Consider the following 17125-nt stretch of genomic DNA (forward strand, 5'->3'; position numbering starts at 1 on the left):
CGAGCCCGTTGGCAGGGTGCGGGGCATGACCTCGATGCGCATGTCACGCAGGGCCTTCGGGCGAGCGACGGTGATGGCGACCGCCGCGCTGACCCCCGGCCTGGTACTGCCCGCACGCCGCGCCACCGCCGCCGCGCCCGTGCCACTGCCCCCGCTGGACCCCGTCGCTCTGCGGACGGTGATCGACGACCGTGACAACCCGCCCTCGACCGGGGCTCAACTGCTGGTCGCCGGCGCGGCCGGCCACTGGCGCGGGGTCTCGGGCGTGGCCGACCTCGCGAGCGGGCGTCCGGTGAGGACGGGCGACAAGGTCCGGATCGGCAGCGTCACCAAGGTCTTCGTCGCCACGGCTCTGCTGCAGTTGGTGGCGGAGGGCCGGCTGAGTCTGGAGACGCCGGTGCGACGGGTTCTGCCCGGGCTGCTGCCGGACCGGTACTCGGCTGTCACCGTGGCGCACCTGCTGAACCACACCAGTGGGCTGCCCGACCATGTCGGCATCCCGGAACCGAAGACCGCCGAGGAGGTGTTCCAGCACCGCTTCGACCACTGGACGCCCCGCGAGTGGGTGGCGACGGCGACGCACGGTCCGCTGAAGTTCGCGCCGGGGACCCGACAGGAGTACCGCGGCATCAACTACGTCCTGGCCGCGCTGATCATCGACGCGGTGACCGGCCGCCCCTACGGCGAGGAGGTCGAGGTCCGTATCCTGCGCCCGCTGGGCCTGGCGCGCACCGACGTGCCGGGCGACGACCCCCGTATCCATGGCCGACACGTGCACGGCTACCTGGAGTTGGCCGACGGCCGGCTGCGGGACATCACCGTGTACGACCAGTCGTCCGCCCGGGGAGAAGGCGACATGATCTCCACCACGGACGACGTCGAACGGATGCTCACCGCGCTGTTCTCGGGTGAGTTGCTTCCGCCGGAGCTGCTCCGGCTGATGTTCACGCTCCCGCCCGACGACGTGCGGATGCTGGACGGCAGCCCGGCGCGCTACAGCTCCGGGCTCCAGCAGGCCATCGTCAACGGCGTCACCCTGTGGGGCAAGACCGGCGAGACGTACGGCTACAAGAACGCCGCGTTCTCCACCCGTGACCAACAACGCCGGTTCGTGCTCGCGTACCACCCCACGACGGCCCGCGACGGGGCGGAGAGCCAGATGATCGCGAGGATCGCCGACCTGCTCACCCGTACGCCGGGCACCGTCGGGTGAGGTCCGACCGGGGTCGGTTCCCGGTGCGATGTGGCAGTATCCGCTGGCATGTCGCCGTTGGTCATGTCCCCGTCCAGGGTCGGTCGCCGCCTCTTCGTGGTGCTGCTCGTGCTGCTCGTGACGGCCGCTGCCCGGGTGGGTGACGCCGACGCGGCGGCCGGGCCCGCGGCGCCCGGTGCCGCCGCGACGCCCGATCGCGCTCGCTACGACGTGGCTCTCCGCTCCGACGCCGACGGCGGCCACTGGACCGGACGGCAGCGGGTGTCGTTCCGGAACGCGTCGGATCAGCCGCTGCGCGCGGTGTACCTGCGTCTGTGGGGCAACGGCGAGGACATGTGCGGCACACCGGGTGCGCCCTCCCCCGTCGTCGTGTCGAACGTACGCGGTGGCACACCGGGCCTTCCTACCGTCAACTGCACGGCTCTGCGCGTCGCGTTGGCGAAGCCGCTCGCGCGCGGGGAGCGGGCGTCCGTCGCCTTCGACGTCTCCGTCGCGGTGCCCGACCGCAATGCCCGCTTCGGCCGCGAGGGCGCCTTCCGCTTCCTCGGCAACGCGCTGCCGGTGCTCGCCGTGCACGACGCGAAGGGGTGGCACCTCGACCCGTACGTGGCTGTCGGTGAGAGCTTCTACGCCCTCACCGGCGACTTCCGGGTCCGTCTCGACCATCCGTCGGCCATGAAGGTACCGGCGACCGGCCGCACCCGGACCCACCCCGGCGGCCCCGGCCGTACGGTCACCGTCAGCGTCGCGGAGCGGGTGCGGGACTTCGCGTGGGCCGCGGGACCGTTCCGCACGGCGGCGGAGACCACGCCCGGGGGTGTGCGCGTGAAGTCGTACTGGGCACCCGACACCCCCGCCGCGGGCGTGCGTCTCAACCGCGTGGAAGGCGTCGCCGCGATCGACCGGTTCGGCCGGGAGTTCGGCCGCTATCCCTACGGTGAGATCGACCTCGTGATGACCAGCGGGTTCGGCGGCGGCATGGAATATCCCGGTCTCGTCCTGCTCGGCACCACGCAGGAGGGCGGCGCGGTCGTCCACGAGGTGGCGCACCAGTGGTGGTACGGCGTCGTCGGCAACGACGAGTACACCTCGCCGTGGCTGGACGAGAGCTTCGCCCAGTACGCCAACTTCCGTTTCTACGGGCTGGAAACCCGCGACTGCTGGTCGGACGTCTACTGGCCCGACGACAGCGCCGAGCTGACCGGCTCCATGGCCTACTGGTCGCGGCACCCAGGCGAGTACCACCTCGTCTACACCGCCGGGCCCTGCGCCCTGGCCGATCTGGAGCGCACCCTCGGCGCCGGCGCCATGGCGCGGCTTCTCAAGGAATACGCCGAGGACCACTGGTACGGCGTCTCCACCACCGCGGACTTCAAGAGGGCCGCCCAGTCCATGACGGACGACGACCTCGGTCCGTTCTGGGAGACCCACCGCATCAGGTGACGTCGCGAACCGGCGCCAGGTCGGTGTACAGGACGTGGTGGTCCGAGTTCTCGGTGGGCCGCACGCGGTGCTCGAGGGCGGTGATGCCGCGCAGGAAGACGTAGTCGAACTTGCTGTTCCAGTCCGTGGTCGGCTCGCAGGTGCCGACCGGCGCGGGATGGCACTCGGGGTCCGTGTCCGTGGCCTGTGCCCACATGGGGCCGAGTTCGGGGGCGTCCGGCACGGCGTTGAAGTCGCCGAGCACGACGGCGTGGTCGTGCCGGGCGACTTCTGCGGCGAGCACGCCGACCTGGCCCTTGCGGAACTCCTCTTGACGCCGTTGGGCGAGGTGCGTGTTGAAGACCCGGACGGACCGGCCGTCCACCTCGGTGGTGACCGCCATGTACCCGCGGTCCTCGGACCCGCCCTCGGGGTACTCCACGTTGACGCCGTTTGTCATCGGTGCCGCCGAGAGGATCGCCTGGCCGAAGCCCCCCGGATTCCACGGCGCTCCCCCGCAACGGCCCCAGTTCTGGAGGACCGAGCCGTACTCGACGTGGTAGACCAGCCCGTGAAAGGCCTCCAGGTAGTCCCGGATCCGCTCGACGTCCCGTGCGCACGCCTCCTGCATGCCGACGACCTGGGGCGCGTACGTGGCGATCTCCGCCGCCCGGTCCAGGTTGCTCGCGTCGCAGGGATTGCACAGGTTCCACGTCATGACCCGGTTCGGTACGACGTCCTTGACCGCCTCGACCGGCAGTGACCTGCCGGAAAGGGCGCCGCCGGGGGCACTGGGACCGACCAGCGCGAAGCAGGCCAGGGCCAAGGCGCATGCGAGCACTCGCGAGCCGCCCCTTTTGAGCACCATCGCCTCCTCGGTGTGGACACACACGGCAACCGACGTTTCCAAGGACGAGGTTATGACACGAAGGGGTGATCAAAACATGGTCGGCCGGGCCGTCTCTACATGGTCGTCCGGGCCGCCCCCGTTCGCAGTGCCGCCCTCGCCGGCAGGGTCGTCGCCAGCAGGCCCAGTCCTACGGCGCTCGCGGCGAAGGCCGCGTACACCAGCGGAGGGACGTAGGGAGCCTCGCCGGTGAGGCCGCGCATCATCGGGATCAGCGTCGCGGCGGCGATGGCCGTACCGAGGACGATGCCGGCCACCGACACGAGCAGGCCCTCCCAGCGCAGCATCCCCAGCACCTGGCTCCGGGTGGAGCCGACGAGGCGGAGCACCCCCAGCTCACGGCGGCGGTCGAGGACGGTCATCACGAGCGTGTTGACGGCGGCGATCGCGGCGAAGCCCCCGAGGACGCCTGCCATCGTGTAGTTGGCCCAGGCGTTCAGCTCGCGGTCGAGGTTCTGCTGGAGGGCGTAGCCGGAGGCGTCGGTGACCTCGCCGAGCGGGGCGAGGGCTCGTGCGTCTCCGCCCCGTACCAGCACGGCGCTGTCGAAGCCCGAGGTGACGTGCGGGGCCAGGGACGCGCGGTCCATGGTCACCGCCGCGAGGCCGATCCCCCGGCCGTACACGGCCACGACCTCGGGGCTGGTCCTGGTGCCGTCCGGGAGGTAGAGCGGCAGCCTGTCGCCGACCTCGACCTTCGCCGACGTGGCGAGCGTCCTGTCGACGGCGATCCGGCCGCCGCCGACCCGGTCCAGGCTGCCGCTGCGCACGTCGAGGTCCTGGACCCGGGCGAGCTGCGCGCCGGACCCGGAGACGCCCTGGGTCGCGGTGCCCTGCAGCCACCGGTCGGCGCCCGATCCGACGGCCACGAGCACCTGCGTGTCGAGCAGGCCCACGGCGGCCTCGACGCCAGGCGCGCGGGCGGCCAGATCGACCGTGCCGGCGGGCAGCCCGGCCGGATCGGTGACCACGTGGTCCGCGATGACGCCGGCGCGCAGTTGCTTCGCGGCGACGTGGCTCTCGCTCGTGTGCATGAAGACGAGCGTCGAGGCGAAGGCCATGGCCAGCACGATCGGGGTGATCGCGGATGCCAGCCGGCGGGCGTTCGTACGGGAGTTGGCGGCCGCGAGCGAGGCCGCCGCGCCGCCGCCGCTCAGCGGGAGCCCGAACAGTGCGGCGCACAGCCGGGCCACCAGCGGTCCGAGCAGCGCGACGGCGAGCATGAAGAGCATGACGACGCCGAGGGCGGCGTTGGCCGCGTCGTCCCCGGCCGAGCGGGCGGCGACGACGGTGAGGAACCCGCCGCCGACGAGGGCTCCCAGACCCAGCAGGGTGCGGATCACGCCGGGCCGCAGCCGCTCCACCGACGCCTCGGTGAGCGCCTGCCCCGGCTTGGTCTTCGCGGGCCGGCGCCCTGCCGCCCACCCGGCGGTGAGCGAGGACAGCAGCCCCGTGCCGACGGCGACGAGGAGTGGGATCCAGGAGACGCGCAGGTCCACGGCTTCCGGGATGCCGCCGCGGTCCTTCAACTGCCCGAACCACCAGTGCGCGAGCGCGATCCCGGGCAGGCAGCCGACCAGTCCGGCGACGGGTGCGACGAGCAGTGCCTCCGCGGCGACCGCGCGGCGGATCTGGCGCGGGGTGGCGCCGACGGCCCGCAGCAGTGCGAACTCCCGGGCGCGTTGGGCGACGGACAGCGCGACCGTGCCGGACGCCGTGAAGACGGCGACCAGGGCGGCGATCCCGCCGAAGGAGCCGCCGATTCCCGTGAGCATTTCCCTGGCGTACCCGACCCCGCGGTCCTCGATGGTGCCACGGCCGTCACCGGTGTGCACCTTGGCGCCGGACCCGGCGAGGGCCTTCTTCACACCGGCGGCGAGGGCGTCGGCGTCCGCTCCGTCCTTCGCGAGTACGGCGATCGCATCGGCCTTGCCGGGGTGTCCCGCGAGCGCCGGGGACTGGGCGTCCGGGAACCAGCCCGTGGCACCTTCGGTCACATCGCCGGAGCCGGCCTGCGCCAGCCCGGAGACACGGAAGTCGGCGCGTCCCGTGGCGGTTTCGAGCGCGACGGTGTCGCCGACGCCGGCCTTCGCGGCCCGTGCGGCGGCCGCGTCGAGCACGACCTCGCCGGTGCGGGGCGCGGCCCCGGAGGTGAGTGAGGCACCGGTGAAGGTGTGCGATCCCCAGCCGTGGCCCGTCAGAGCGCCGTCGCCCTGCCGGACCGGGAACGTGAAGTCGGGAACGGCCGCCGCGGCGCCGGGGGCGCGGGCCGCCTTGGCCGCCAGCGCGGCGTCGACGCGTGCCGTGTCGGGCAGCAGGTCCGCCGACTCGGATCGGCTGTCCCCGCTGCCCGTGACGAGGCGTGCGTACTGGTCCGCGGCCGCGACGACCGGCGCCTTCGCGTACCGCTGGGGCGGCACCGAGGTGCGGGCGCCCGTCTCCAGGAGGATGCCGCAGGCGGAAACGATCAGGGCCGCCATCATCAGCGCGACGAACGTGCCCGCGAACGAGGCGGGTTTGAAGCGCACGGCCGCGCGGGCGAGGCCGTTGGGGGCGAGACCTCTCACGCGGCGACCCCGGACACCGCGCCCGTACGGGAGGTGAGGGCGGCCATGCGTGCCGCGATCTGCTCGGCGGAGCCGTGCTCCAGGCCGCCGGCGAAGGCGCCGTCGGCGAGGAACAGCACGCGGTCGGCCCACGCGGCCGCGGCCGGGTCGTGGGTGACCATGACGACGGTGGCGCCGAGGGTGTCCACCGCGTTGCGCAGCAGGCCGAGGACCTCGGCGGCGGTGCCGGTGTCGAGGGCGCCGGTGGGCTCGTCCGCGAACACCACGTCCGGGCCGGTGACCAGGGCGCGGGCGATGGCGACGCGCTGCTGCTGGCCGCCGGAGAGCTCGCCGGGCCGGCGCCTCGCCTTGTCGGCGAGTCCGACCTGCGCGAGCACCGTCTGCGCCCGGCGCCGGTCCTGGCGCTGCCCGGCCAGGCGCATCGGGAGCAGCACGTTCTGCTCGACGGTGAGGGAGGGCAGGAGATTGAAGGCCTGGAAGACGAAGCCGAGGCGGCTGCGGCGCAGCTCGGTGAGCTGGTTCTCGCCCATGCCCGTGATTTCCGTACCGCCGAGGCGCACGGATCCCGCCGACGGCCTGTCGAGGCCTGCGGCGCACTGGAGGAAGGTGGACTTGCCCGAGCCGGAGGGTCCCATGACCGCGGTGAACGTGCCGCGCGGCAGGGCGAGGTCGACGCCCGCGAGGGCGTGCACGGCACCGGCGCCACGCCCGTAGTGCCGCCGGACACCGCGCAGTTCGACGGCGAGAGAGGGTGTGCCCTGGGCCTGCGGCCGGTCGTCCGTCTTGTGCCGCTTGCCCTTGCGCAACCTCATGGTCCGTCCTCTCGCGATCTTCCCGAGCCGATGACTCGAAGCTACGGATCACGGTCGTCGCGGACCATGGCGGTTACCGGCGGATCGGGGGTGGGGTTAACCCGAAGGCGACGCCTCCCACGACGTCGGTGATCGACGTCCGTTTCCTTCAGCCGGCGTCGCGGTCCGGGGGTTTTGGGAGCTTCCAGGCGCCTCCCCGGTCCTCCTTCGAGCGGCGCGCGACGAGCTCGGGGACCCGCAGGAAGCAGGCCAGTGCCGTGACGGCGTGAAAGGCGTCGATCGCCAGTTGCTTCATGGGCATGCCCAGGCGCAGGAGGCGCGGTTTCACCTGGGCCTGGATCTCGTCCACGAAGGGCCGCAGCGCGGTGTCGTAGTTCGCCAGGGCCCTGGGCAGGTCCTGGGCATGCCGGTTGAGCTCACCGGCCAGGACGTACGCGCCGACCAGGACGACGCGCCCCTGCGACCAGGTGGGCGTGCGCACCTGCACGACCTCCTGGGAGTAGAAGCTCTCGGTCGTCTCCATGCCTCGGAGGAAACCTCGGTCTGCCACCCCGCGTCGCGGAACCTGTCGGTCCAGAACTGCTTCTGGCGTTCGAGCGGTTGCCGGTGGACGGCCGAGGCTTCCGCGGACTGTTCCCGGAGCACGAAATAGGCCTGGGTCTGTGTCGGGTGGTGGCTCCTACGCATGATCATCCGGCCGCCGGGCGCGTTGTAGGTGTCCCGGATGCCGCTGTCCGACGCGATGCGCGGGACGAACCAGTAGGCCATGTGGACCCCCACCCGCCGGTACGGATCAGGAGTACCGGGCGGCAGGACGGCCCGCCGTGTGCGCGAGCCCTGCCCGTCCGCGCCCACCAGGAGGTCGAACTCGTCGCACGAGCCGTCGGAGAAGTGGGCGACGACCCGCTCCGCGCATGATCTCGTACTCGGACGACGAGCCTGCTCCTGACGGCGTCGAGGAGACCCATGCGCTCAACGGCGTCGATGCCCTGGCCCCGAAGGTCCACCTGTGCACCCGTCGCCCGCAGCGACGGGAAGCGTTCGACGACGGTCACCCGGTGACCGCCCCGGGCGAGCCAGTGGGCCAGGGCCTGCCCGGCGACCCCGCCGCCGCAGATGAGGACCTTCAGGGATGGGCTTCCCGATCCGTATGTCATGCCCGCTCACACTTTCTATCGGTGATAGATTCCTTTCGCCGAGTCGCCTATCGGCGATAGATTGTCAACGTGGCGAAAATGAACCGCGAGACCGTCCTCACCGAGGCGCTCGACCTGCTGGACGAGGTCGGCCTGGACGGTGTCAGCACGAGGCAACTGGCGAGGCGACTGGGCGTCGAGCAGCCGTCGCTCTACTACCACTTCCGCAACAAGAAAGAGCTGCTCGGCGCCATGAGCGAGGCCGCCATGGCGCCGCACGCGACGGCTGCGCTACCGGCGCCCGCCGACGACTGGCGTGAGTGGTTCCTGGAGAACACGCGCAGCTTCCGGCGCACCCTGCTGCTGCGCCGCGACGGCGCACGGCTCCACGCCGGCAGCAGCCCCGGCGTGCCGGATCTCGGCAGGATCGCCCACAAGATGGATTTCCTGGTCGCGTCGGGTGTGCCCGAACACCACGCCCGGACGGCCATGCTGGCGGCCGGCCGCTTCACGGTCGGCAGCGTCCTGGAGGAGCAGGCGGACCCCGACCCCGACCCCGGCGCGGACCGTACGGCCGACATGCCGCCGATCGACCACGAGTCCGCCTTCGAGGCCGGCCTGGCCCTCATCCTCGGGGGCCTGGACCGGCATGTGACAGGCATGTGACCGGGCATGTGACCCAACGGGCGGAGTGAGCCACAACCATTGGTTGCGCGGTCTATGCTCGATCCATGGATACCGAGGCGGTGCGATCGTTCGTCCGTGCGGCCGAGCTCGGCCAGCTCCGGCACGCCGCCGACGAGCTCGGCGTGACCCAGCAGGCCGTCTCGAAACGGATCGCCGCTCTCGAACGCGAACTCGACGTCCGGTTGTTCACCCGCACCGCCCGAGGGGTCGAGCTGACGCTCGACGGGCAGGCGTTCCTGCCGCACGCCCGGCACGTCATCTCGGGTGTCGACCGGGCCGTCACCGCGATCAGACCGGGCTCGCGGGCCCTGCGGATCGACGTTCTCGGCCTGCGATCCGCACAGGCAGTCGTCCTGCACGACTACTGGCGCTCACATCCCGAAACCGACCTCGACGTGGTGACGCTCAGGGTCAACGACCCGCTCCTCGCGGTGGCCGCCGTGCGGGCGGGCGACATCGACGCCTCGTTCCGCTCGGTCCCGGACCCGGCCGCGCTGCCGAGCGACGTGCAGATGATCCACGCGTTCCACTCCCCGCTGGAACTCCTCGTCGGCCCGAGGCACCCGCTCGCCGCCGCACGCACCCTGACGCCCGCCCAGCTGCTTCGGCACCGGATCTGGGTGCCCGGCATCGCGCCGCGCAGCGAATGGGCGGACTTCTACGACCGGCTCGCCGCCGACTTCGACCTCCACGTCGACGCCGCGGGCCCGAACTTCGGCAACGAGGTACTCCTCGACGTCCTCGCGGACTCCGACGACGTGGCCACCCTCGTGGGCTCGCGCGACCGGTACATCTGGCCGACCAACCACGACCTGCGCCGCATCCCGATCGCGAATCCGACGCTCGCCTACCCGCTCTCGCTCCTCCTCCCCCGAACGAATCCGCACCCGGGACTCCGGGCGATCATCAACCACTTCGCAGGCCTGGCACCGCCGCCCGAGCCGATCTGGCTCCCCTCCTGGGCAACGACATCACGCCTCGGCGACGGAAACCGCGACGACGACGGCGACATCGAGCGCACCCGTCGCTGACAGCCTCAGGCCGTGTAGCTCTACGGCATGATGTCCGCCGTGAACACCGAGATGCTGATAGACGTCTGGCAGCGGCTTCTTGCCGACCCTCGCAAGTCGTGGGTGCTGTTCGAGCATGGCACTTGTGTCGTGCTGACCGCTCCGGACGGAGAGCTGGCTGAACAAGCCACCGAGATCCTGAGGGAGTTCGGCCCGGCCCATGCCGGGTCGTCAGCGGGAGACTTCGGGGTGATCGACCTCGAGGATGCCGAGGGATGGGTCGTCACCGGACACCACCACGACGTCCTCACCCATGTCGGCCCTGATGAGCCCGTGGATGCGTCGGAGATCGCTGTCGGGCTGTTCGGACGTTCCAAGCGCCACCGCGACGGCACCGAACTTCACGTCGTCCACGTTGAGGACAAGCGAGGCTCAACGGCCCAGCGCAAGTAGCCGCGCTTCACCGCTGGAGGCAGCCCGGGGCGTATCGGCTCCGGGGTCCGCCGGCTTCGGTGACCAGGCGCAAGACGACGTGGGCGGTGCTACTGGTCCAGGATCCCCTCGACGATGCTCATCAACCGCTCCCCCGCCCGGTCGATGCTTCCGTTCTGTGTGCTGACCTGCGCGCCTTCGAGGACGAACGTGATCTGGGCCGCGACCTGCTCGGGGTCGGCCAGCCCCGCCTCGGCGCACATGCCGACCAGTCGGCGGGTCTGGCGTGCCTTGTGCTCCTCGATCACCTGCCGCGCGGGGTGGGAGCGGTCGGGCAGTTCCGCGAGGGAGTTGATGAAGGGGCAGCCCCGGTGCGAGAGCGCCGGCAGTCCCTCGGCGATGAAGCGGGCCAGACCCAGGATCTGTTCCCTGGGCCGGCCGGGGTGTTCGGCCTCCACACGGTCGAAGGCCGCCTGGTAGTCGGCGGCGACGATGCGCAGCCACTCGGCGACCAGCGCGTCCTTGGTTTCGAAGTGCCGGTAGATCGCCATCTTGGTCGTCTCGGCCCGCTCGGCGATCGCCTGGACACCCACACGCCGGATTCCCTCGCCCTGGAAGAGCTCCTCGGCCGCGTCGAGGATGCGTTCGCGAGGCGGCAGCTTCGCCACCCTGCTCGGCCTGCTGGCGGTCGATGTCATGACTGCTCCGTGACGTCCGGTCGGTGGGGGCCCCTCACCTGCTGCTACGGTACCAGTCCGTGCCAGGCGATACCGCTGGGTATCGTTCGGTACTGAACCGTACCTTTCTTTGTGCCGAGGAGTGACAGTGAGAGTTGCCGAGTACGTGCGCTTCGACGCGGTGGGGCTCGCGGAGCTGGTGGCCAGGGGCGAGGTGACCCCGGCCGAAGTGGAAGCGGCCGCACGCGAGGCCGCGCAGAGGGTCAATCCGCGGATCAACGCGATCGTGGAGACCTGGCCGGCCGACGACCGACCCTCGCCCGGCGCCACACCATTGGCCGGCGCACCCTTCCTGATCAAGGACTTCGGTGTCTCCATGGCGGGCCGGCGCACGGAGCTGGGCAGCCGTCTCGCGGGCGGGAACGTCGCCCGCGCCGACTCGTCCCTGATGCTGCGCTTCCGCCGCGCCGGCCTCCTGACCATCGGTCGTACCACGACGCCGGAACTGGCCTACGCCGTCACCACGGAACCGGTGCTGTACGGCCCGACCCGCAACCCGTGGAATCCCCGACTGAGCGCCGGCGGGTCCAGCGGGGGCGCGGGCGCGGCGGTCGCCTCCGGAGCGGTTCCCCTCGCACACGCCACCGACGCGGCCGGCTCCCTGCGCATCCCCGCCGCGTACAACGGTCTCTTCGGGCTGAAGCCCACCCGTGGCCGGGTCTCCATGGGTCCCGACGTCGACGAGGGCTTCAACGGCCTGGCCGTCCACGGAAGCGTCAGCCGCACCGTGCGGGACAGCGCGGCGCTGCTCGACGGGATACGCGGCCCGGAACCGGGTGACCCCTACTTCGCCGAGCAGCCGCCCCGGCCCTACGCGGAGGAAGTCGCCCGGCCTCCGGGCTCGCTGCGGATCGGGGTCCTCCCCCGGGCCTGGGGCGGGCGCCGGACGGCCGCCCCGGTGGCCGAGGCGCTGGCCCGTACCGTGCGCCTGCTCGAATCCCTCGGCCACCGCGCGGAGGAGGTCACGGTCGGCCTCGGTGTCGACTGGGAGGAGTTCGTGCTGGCCAACGCCCGTCTGTCGACGGCGAATCTCGCGGCCTCGGTCGACGAGCTGGCTGCCGCCTTCGGCCGGCCCGTCGACTCCTCGACCCTCGAGCCGGTGACACTGGCCGCCCACCGCTACGGGCGGGGAGTCAGCGGCGTCGAGTTCGTCGCCGCCCTGACGGTCCGCAACCGGGTCGCGCGCAGCCTTGCCGGGTACTTCGGCACCTACGACATCCTGCTCACGCCCACCCTGCCGGAGCTTCCCCCCGCGCTGGGCGCCTACGCCGAGGGCGCGGAGGCGTTGGACGGCCTGGGCTGGATCGACCGTCTCAACGACCGTTCGCCGTTCACGACGGCGTTCAACGTCGCAGGTACGCCCGCCATGTCCGTGCCGGTGACGGCGGACGCCGCGACGGGGCTCCCGATCGGTATGCAGTTCGCTGCCGGTTACGGGCTCGAAGGGCTTCTCTTCCGCCTCGCCGGACAGCTCGAACAGGCCCAGCCGTGGTCGGGCCGAACCCCTGCCGTGTGGGCGGGTGACCTCACGACCTGATGCGTCCGTGGAGGATCGTGGCCGAGGACGACCACGACGGCGGGGACCACGGCGGCGGGACCACGGCGGCGGCCATGGCCACGGCCGTTGAGGCCCGCGGAGATCACTTGCCCCGCAGGTCCCGGTAGTTCCCGAGGAAGACCGGTGAGCCCCGCTCCACGCGGTAGAGGAAGAGCCCTGCCGCGCGCTCGAACTCTCCGGTGTCCGAGGTGAAGCCGATCGGTTTGGCGAGGCCCCCGTACCGGGCCCGGCGCAGTCGCGCGGTGGTGGAGCCGCGTTCCGGGCCTCCGTCGGAGGGGCGGCGGAGCGCGGAGGCGACGAGCAGCAGGGCGTCGTAGGCCTCCAGGGCGAAGGGAGCGGCGGGGCCGGGTGGGGGCGCGGCGGGGAACCGTTCGGCGTAGGCGGTGGTGAAGGGCCGGGCCGCGGGGAGCCGGGGCGCGTCGGCGTACGTGGTGACGCACAGCCGGCCCTCCGCGGCCTCCCCCGCTTTTTCGATGAACGGGAAGCCCGGTGCGTGCCCGTCCTCGGTCGGCTCCGGGTACAGGACCGGTTCCGGTGCCATGCGGGGGCCGTCGAAGCCGGTACGTCGCAGGGCCCGCGCGCACCGGGCCGCGCGGGCCGGCGCGGAATATCAAGTGCCCTCGGGCGCAGGAGGCGTTATCGTCGTAGACATGAACGTCATCGGCCGAAGCATCTTCGCGACCGCGCGAGCGACCAGCTCGCCGGTTGCCGCCGTCTGACCTTCCCCACCCCCACCGGCGACCGGAAACGGTCCGTCGGTGGTTCACGTGGCGCTCTGACCTCCTCGCCTCGGTGCGACGACCGCACGCTTCCGTTCTCCGGTGCCGCTCCCGCCCCGACGCGAAGGAGTCACCCCATGAACACCGGGGACGTCGTCCGCACGTTCGTCGAGTTCTACGAGGAACAGGGTCATCGCCGGATCACCGGCTCGACGCTGCTGCCACCGCCCGGCGACCCCGTGCTGTTCACCACCTCCGGCATGCATCCGCTCACGCCGTACCTGGAGGGCCGTCCCCATCCCCTGGGCCGGCGGCTGGCCAACGTACAGCGCTGTCTGCGCACCACCGACCTGGAGGAGGTCGGCGACAGCACCCATCTGACGGTCTTCCAGATGCTAGGCACCTGGTCGCTGGGCGACTACGAGGGCCCGCGGAGCCTCGATTGGGGCTACCGGCTGCTCACCGAGGGGCTGGGTGTCGATCCGGGCCTGCTGCACGCCACCGTGTACGGGGGTGGCGAGCAGGTCGGGCCGGACACCGCTTCCCTGCGGCTGTGGCAGGACCGCGGTGTTCCCGTGGAGCTGACGGTGGAGGACAACTGGTGGTCCAACGGGCCGGCCGGCCCCTGCGGACCCGACTCGGAGATCTTCCTGTGGAGCGGTGACACCCCGCCCCGCTCCACGCCCTCCCGCGACGACCGATGGGTGGAGGTGTGGAACCACGTGATGATGCGCCATCGCCGGCTCGACGACGGCCGCCTCGTGCCGCTGCCGCAGCGCAACGTCGACACCGGTCTCGGCCTGGAGCGCCTCGTCTCGCTCCTCCAGGGCAAGTCGTCGGTGTTCGAGTGCGACGTCTTCGATCCGTGGCGGCGTCTCGTGCCGGCCCTGTGGCCGCTGGACGAACCGTCGCTCCGTCTGGTCTGCGACCACCTGCGCTCTGCCGTCGTGGTCGTCGGCGACGGGGTCCGTCCGGCCAACACCGGCAGGGGCTACGTGCTGCGCCGCCTGGTACGCCGGGTGCTCACCGTGCTGTGGCGGGACGATCCCTCCCGCGGGCTCGGGGACCTGCCCGACGAGTTGGTCGCCCACACGTGGGACCACTTCCGGCAGGAAGGGGATCCCGACCTCGCACGGCGACTGCTGGTGGAGGAGGAGCACCGGTTCGGCCGGCTCCTGGAACGCGGCCGGAAGGTGCTCTCCCGGCCCCGCTTCCGGGGTCCGCTGGGAGAGGAGGACTTCCACTACCTCCACGACACCCACGGTCTGCCGCGGGACCTGGTGACGAGCCTGCGCGAGGGCTGACGGGCCCGGGCCCGTCCGGACCGTCCCCCGGGGCGGACCGGGGGAGGCACGGTGATAATCGCCCGTGTGAGCGATGGTGAGTACTTCGGGACGGGGCAGGGGATGTCGACCCGGGGCGATGCGCGCTGGCGGTCCTTCGTGCAGACGGAGACCGGCAGCGCCGCCCTGCTGCTGGCGGCCGTGGTCGTGGCGCTGCTGTGGGCCAACATCGACATCCACTCCTACGAGGCCGTGTGGGGCGCGCGCTTCACGATCGGTTTCGACGCCCACCACCTGTCGCTCGACCTGCACGAGTGGGTCAACGCGGGGCTGATGAGTCTGTTCTTCTTCGTCGTCGGCCTGGAGGCGCGGCGCGAGTTCGACATGGGGGAACTGCGGGACCGGCGCTGGGTGCTGCTCAGCGCGGTGGCCGGCCTCGGCAGCATGGTCGTTCCGGCGGTGATCTACGTCCTGATCAACGCGGGGCACGACTCGGTGCACGGCTGGGGCACGGCCATGTCGACGGACACCGCCTTCGCGCTGGGCATCCTGGCCGTCTTCCGTTCCCGGCTGCCGGCCTCCCTGCGGGCGTTCATGCTGTCGATCTCGGTCGTCGACGATCTCGTGGCGCTGCTCGTCATCGCCGTGTTCTACAGCGACGACGTCCATGTGCCCGCCCTGCTGGTCGCCCTGGGCACGCTGCTGGTCATCGCCGTGCTGCGGTGGGTGGGAGTGCGCGGCGGCGGGTACTGCGCGGTGCTGTCGGTGGTGGTGTGGGGGGCGCTGCACGAGGCGGGCATCGATCCGGTCGTGACGGGGCTGGCCGTCGGGGCCCTGGTCCTCGCGTACCCGGCGCCCCGTGGGGACCTGGAGCGGGCGAGCCGCCTCTTCAGGCTGTTCCGGGAGCAGCCGACGCCGGAGTTGCAGCGGTCGGCGGCTCGCGGGCTGGCCTCGGCGATCTCGCCGAACGAACGGCTGGAGCAGAGGTTCCTGCCGTGGGTGAGCTACGGCATCGTGCCGTTGTTCGCGCTGGCGAACGCGGGGATCGAGCTGAGCGGCGCGCGCCTGGCCGACGCGTTCACCTCGCCGATCACGCTGGGCATCGTGTGCGGCTGTGTGGCCGGCAAGATCGTGGGGGTGGTGGGGTCCATGGCGGGCTCGCAGGTGCTGTCGGGCGGGCGGCTGCGGCCCAACGTGGGCTGGGGTGCGGTCACCACCGCCGGAGCGATCGCCGGGGCCGCCTTCACGGTGTCGCTGCTGATCGCCGCCCTCGCCTTCGAGGGCGAGGAACTCAACCAGGCCCGCATCGGCATCCTCGCCACGCTGCTCGGCTCGTTCGCGGCAAGCTGGGCGGTCTCCGGAGTGATCGGGCTCCTGCCGGCGGCGCGGAAGGCGCGGGCCCTGCTGGGCAGTTCCGATCCGCTGACGGATCTGGCGGTGGCCGTCGACGAGCGCCACGACCGGGTCCGCGGTCCCGAGGACGCCGCGGTGACCCTGGTGGAGTACGGCGACTTCGAGTGCCCGTACTGCGGTCGGGCCGAGGCCGTGGTCCGCGATCTGCTGGGCAGTGAGAGCGACGTCCGCTACGTGTGGCGGCATCTGCCGCTCACCGACGTGCACCCGAACGCCCAGTTCGCGGCGGAGGCGTCGGAGGCGGCCGCGCGCCAGGGGGCGTTCTGGGCCATGCACGATCTGCTCCTGGAACGGCAGGACGAGCTGAGCGAGCGGGATCTGCTGCGGCACGCCCGGGAGCTCGGCCTGGACGTGGACGTGTTCCGCCGGGACCTGGACCGGCACCGCGGCGCCCGCCGGGTCGCCGAGGACGTGGACTCCGCCGACCTGAGCGGGGTGTCGGGCACGCCGACCTTCTTCATCAACGGCAGGCGCCACCACGGCGCCTATGACATCGCGGCGCTGACGCGTGCGGTGGACCAGGCCCGCCGGCGCGTCCTGGCCAACCGGACGGGGGCGGGGCGGCGGGCCCCGGAGGCCGGGTGAGTGTACGTGTGATCAGTGAGGCCGTCGGGCCCAGAACAGCGCATGGCCGGCGTCGCCCTCGGGGACGAACTCCTCCTGCTCCACCGTGAGGCCGGCGGCGCCGATCCAGCCCCGGTTGGTGGCCGCGTCGGCATGGCTCCACCACATCGCGACGCCGCCGCCCAGCCAGTCCTCGTCGACGCCGCTCCACGCGTGCTGACCGGTGCTGCACAGGAACCAGCCGCCGGGGCGGAGCCACGAAGCGATCTTCGTCAGCAGCGCGGGCTGCTCCTCCAGCGGGATGTGGATCAGGGCGTAGAGGGACACGACGGCGTCGAAGGACGCGGCGGGGAATTCCACCGAGGTGGCGTCGGCCCGGATGAAGTCGGCCCGGGGCACGCGCTGTCGGGCCCGGCGGATCTGCGTCGCGCTGATGTCGACGCCGGTGACATGGTGGCCGGCCGCCGCCAGGTCACGCACGACGGGGACTCCGCTCCCGCAGCCCAGGTCCAGCACCCGGCTGCCGGCCGCGAGCCGAGCCGCGAGGCTCTCCATCCACCCGCGGTACTTCGCGTCCGAGTCGTAGGCCTCGTCATAGCGCACCGACAGCGCGTCGTACCCGCGGCGCACCAGGTCTTTCAGGTCTTCGGACGACATGGTCGGCCACA

The 17125-nt window shown here is 72.0% G+C and carries 16 protein-coding genes; 8 read left to right on the plus strand and 8 right to left on the minus strand.

The window, feature by feature from the left end; all coding sequences use genetic code 11:
* Positions 1 to 25 precede the first annotated feature (25 nt).
* Complete coding sequence (locus ACGH7X_RS01525; protein WP_399880691.1) at positions 26 to 1213, plus strand: serine hydrolase domain-containing protein; 1188 nt, start codon at positions 26 to 28, stop codon at positions 1211 to 1213.
* Positions 1214 to 1261: 48 nt separating this feature from the next.
* A complete protein-coding gene (locus ACGH7X_RS01530; RefSeq protein WP_399880694.1) occupies positions 1262 to 2656 on the plus strand; it encodes a M1 family metallopeptidase in 1395 nt (464 codons plus the stop codon).
* Here the strand turns inward: ACGH7X_RS01530 and ACGH7X_RS01535 are convergent.
* From ACGH7X_RS01535 to ACGH7X_RS01555, 5 genes are all read right to left on the minus strand, one after another.
* Positions 2649 to 3503, minus strand: coding sequence for an endonuclease/exonuclease/phosphatase family protein (locus ACGH7X_RS01535; protein ID WP_399880696.1), 855 nt, complete (start codon positions 3501 to 3503; stop codon positions 2649 to 2651). The two genes, ACGH7X_RS01530 and ACGH7X_RS01535, sit on opposite strands and share 8 nt — an antisense overlap.
* A 95-nt stretch (positions 3504 to 3598) precedes the next feature.
* Positions 3599 to 6106, minus strand: a complete 2508-nt coding sequence (locus ACGH7X_RS01540) for an FtsX-like permease family protein (RefSeq protein ID WP_399880699.1) — start codon at positions 6104 to 6106, stop codon at positions 3599 to 3601.
* Complete coding sequence (locus tag ACGH7X_RS01545) at positions 6103 to 6918, minus strand: ABC transporter ATP-binding protein (protein WP_399880702.1); 816 nt, start codon at positions 6916 to 6918, stop codon at positions 6103 to 6105. The genes ACGH7X_RS01540 and ACGH7X_RS01545 overlap by 4 nt, the downstream gene beginning before the upstream one ends.
* 148 nt (positions 6919 to 7066) lie before the next feature.
* Positions 7067 to 7441, minus strand: coding sequence for a hypothetical protein (locus tag ACGH7X_RS01550; protein WP_399880705.1), 375 nt, complete (start codon positions 7439 to 7441; stop codon positions 7067 to 7069).
* A 166-nt stretch (positions 7442 to 7607) separates the two neighbouring features.
* Positions 7608 to 8075 (minus strand): FAD-dependent oxidoreductase, encoded by a 468-nt coding sequence (locus tag ACGH7X_RS01555; protein ID WP_399880707.1) that lies wholly within the window; start codon positions 8073 to 8075, stop codon positions 7608 to 7610.
* 78 nt (positions 8076 to 8153) lie between these two features.
* Between ACGH7X_RS01555 and ACGH7X_RS01560 the strand changes: the two genes are divergently transcribed.
* The 3 genes from ACGH7X_RS01560 to ACGH7X_RS01570 all read left to right on the plus strand — a co-directional run bounded on the left by ACGH7X_RS01560 (position 8154) and on the right by ACGH7X_RS01570 (position 10204).
* Positions 8154 to 8720: a TetR/AcrR family transcriptional regulator C-terminal domain-containing protein gene (locus ACGH7X_RS01560; protein WP_399880710.1), complete on the plus strand. Its 567-nt coding sequence runs from the start codon at positions 8154 to 8156 to the stop codon at positions 8718 to 8720.
* Between the two features lie 65 nt (positions 8721 to 8785).
* The gene (locus ACGH7X_RS01565) at positions 8786 to 9772 is read left to right on the plus strand and encodes a LysR family transcriptional regulator (RefSeq protein WP_399880713.1); all 987 of its coding nucleotides are present in this window, start codon (positions 8786 to 8788) and stop codon (positions 9770 to 9772) included.
* Between the two features lie 27 nt (positions 9773 to 9799).
* Positions 9800 to 10204, plus strand: coding sequence for a hypothetical protein (locus ACGH7X_RS01570; RefSeq protein ID WP_399880716.1), 405 nt, complete (start codon positions 9800 to 9802; stop codon positions 10202 to 10204).
* 89 nt (positions 10205 to 10293) lie between these two features.
* Here ACGH7X_RS01570 and ACGH7X_RS01575 read toward each other — a convergent pair whose 3' ends face one another.
* Positions 10294 to 10881, minus strand: coding sequence for a TetR/AcrR family transcriptional regulator (locus ACGH7X_RS01575; RefSeq protein WP_399880718.1), 588 nt, complete (start codon positions 10879 to 10881; stop codon positions 10294 to 10296).
* A gap of 127 nt (positions 10882 to 11008) precedes the next feature.
* Between ACGH7X_RS01575 and ACGH7X_RS01580 the strand changes: the two genes are divergently transcribed.
* On the plus strand, positions 11009 to 12457 hold the full coding sequence (locus ACGH7X_RS01580) for an amidase (RefSeq protein ID WP_399880720.1): 1449 nt from the start codon (positions 11009 to 11011) through the stop codon (positions 12455 to 12457).
* 103 nt (positions 12458 to 12560) lie between these two features.
* On the opposite strand, the gene ACGH7X_RS01585 is transcribed toward ACGH7X_RS01580, so the two are convergent.
* Positions 12561 to 13019 carry an ABC transporter substrate-binding protein gene (locus ACGH7X_RS01585; RefSeq protein ID WP_399880723.1) on the minus strand — a complete coding sequence of 153 codons (459 nt, stop codon included), beginning with the start codon at positions 13017 to 13019 and terminating at the stop codon, positions 12561 to 12563.
* A gap of 315 nt (positions 13020 to 13334) precedes the next feature.
* Here ACGH7X_RS01585 and ACGH7X_RS01590 point away from each other — a divergent pair, with 315 nt between their 5' ends.
* Both ACGH7X_RS01590 and ACGH7X_RS01595 read left to right on the plus strand, forming a co-directional pair.
* Positions 13335 to 14501: an alanine--tRNA ligase-related protein gene (locus tag ACGH7X_RS01590; protein WP_399880725.1), complete on the plus strand. Its 1167-nt coding sequence runs from the start codon at positions 13335 to 13337 to the stop codon at positions 14499 to 14501.
* Between the two features lie 102 nt (positions 14502 to 14603).
* Positions 14604 to 16478, plus strand: a complete 1875-nt coding sequence (locus ACGH7X_RS01595; RefSeq protein ID WP_399896700.1) for a Na+/H+ antiporter NhaA — start codon at positions 14604 to 14606, stop codon at positions 16476 to 16478.
* A gap of 12 nt (positions 16479 to 16490) precedes the next feature.
* On the opposite strand, the gene ACGH7X_RS01600 is transcribed toward ACGH7X_RS01595, so the two are convergent.
* On the minus strand, positions 16491 to 17114 hold the full coding sequence (locus ACGH7X_RS01600; RefSeq protein WP_399880728.1) for a class I SAM-dependent methyltransferase: 624 nt from the start codon (positions 17112 to 17114) through the stop codon (positions 16491 to 16493).
* Positions 17115 to 17125: the final 11 nt, after the last annotated feature.

The sequence above is a fragment of the Streptomyces sp. BBFR51 genome (assembly GCF_044591655.1).
In the GTDB taxonomy this organism is placed as follows: Bacteria; Actinomycetota; Actinomycetes; order Streptomycetales; family Streptomycetaceae; genus Streptomyces.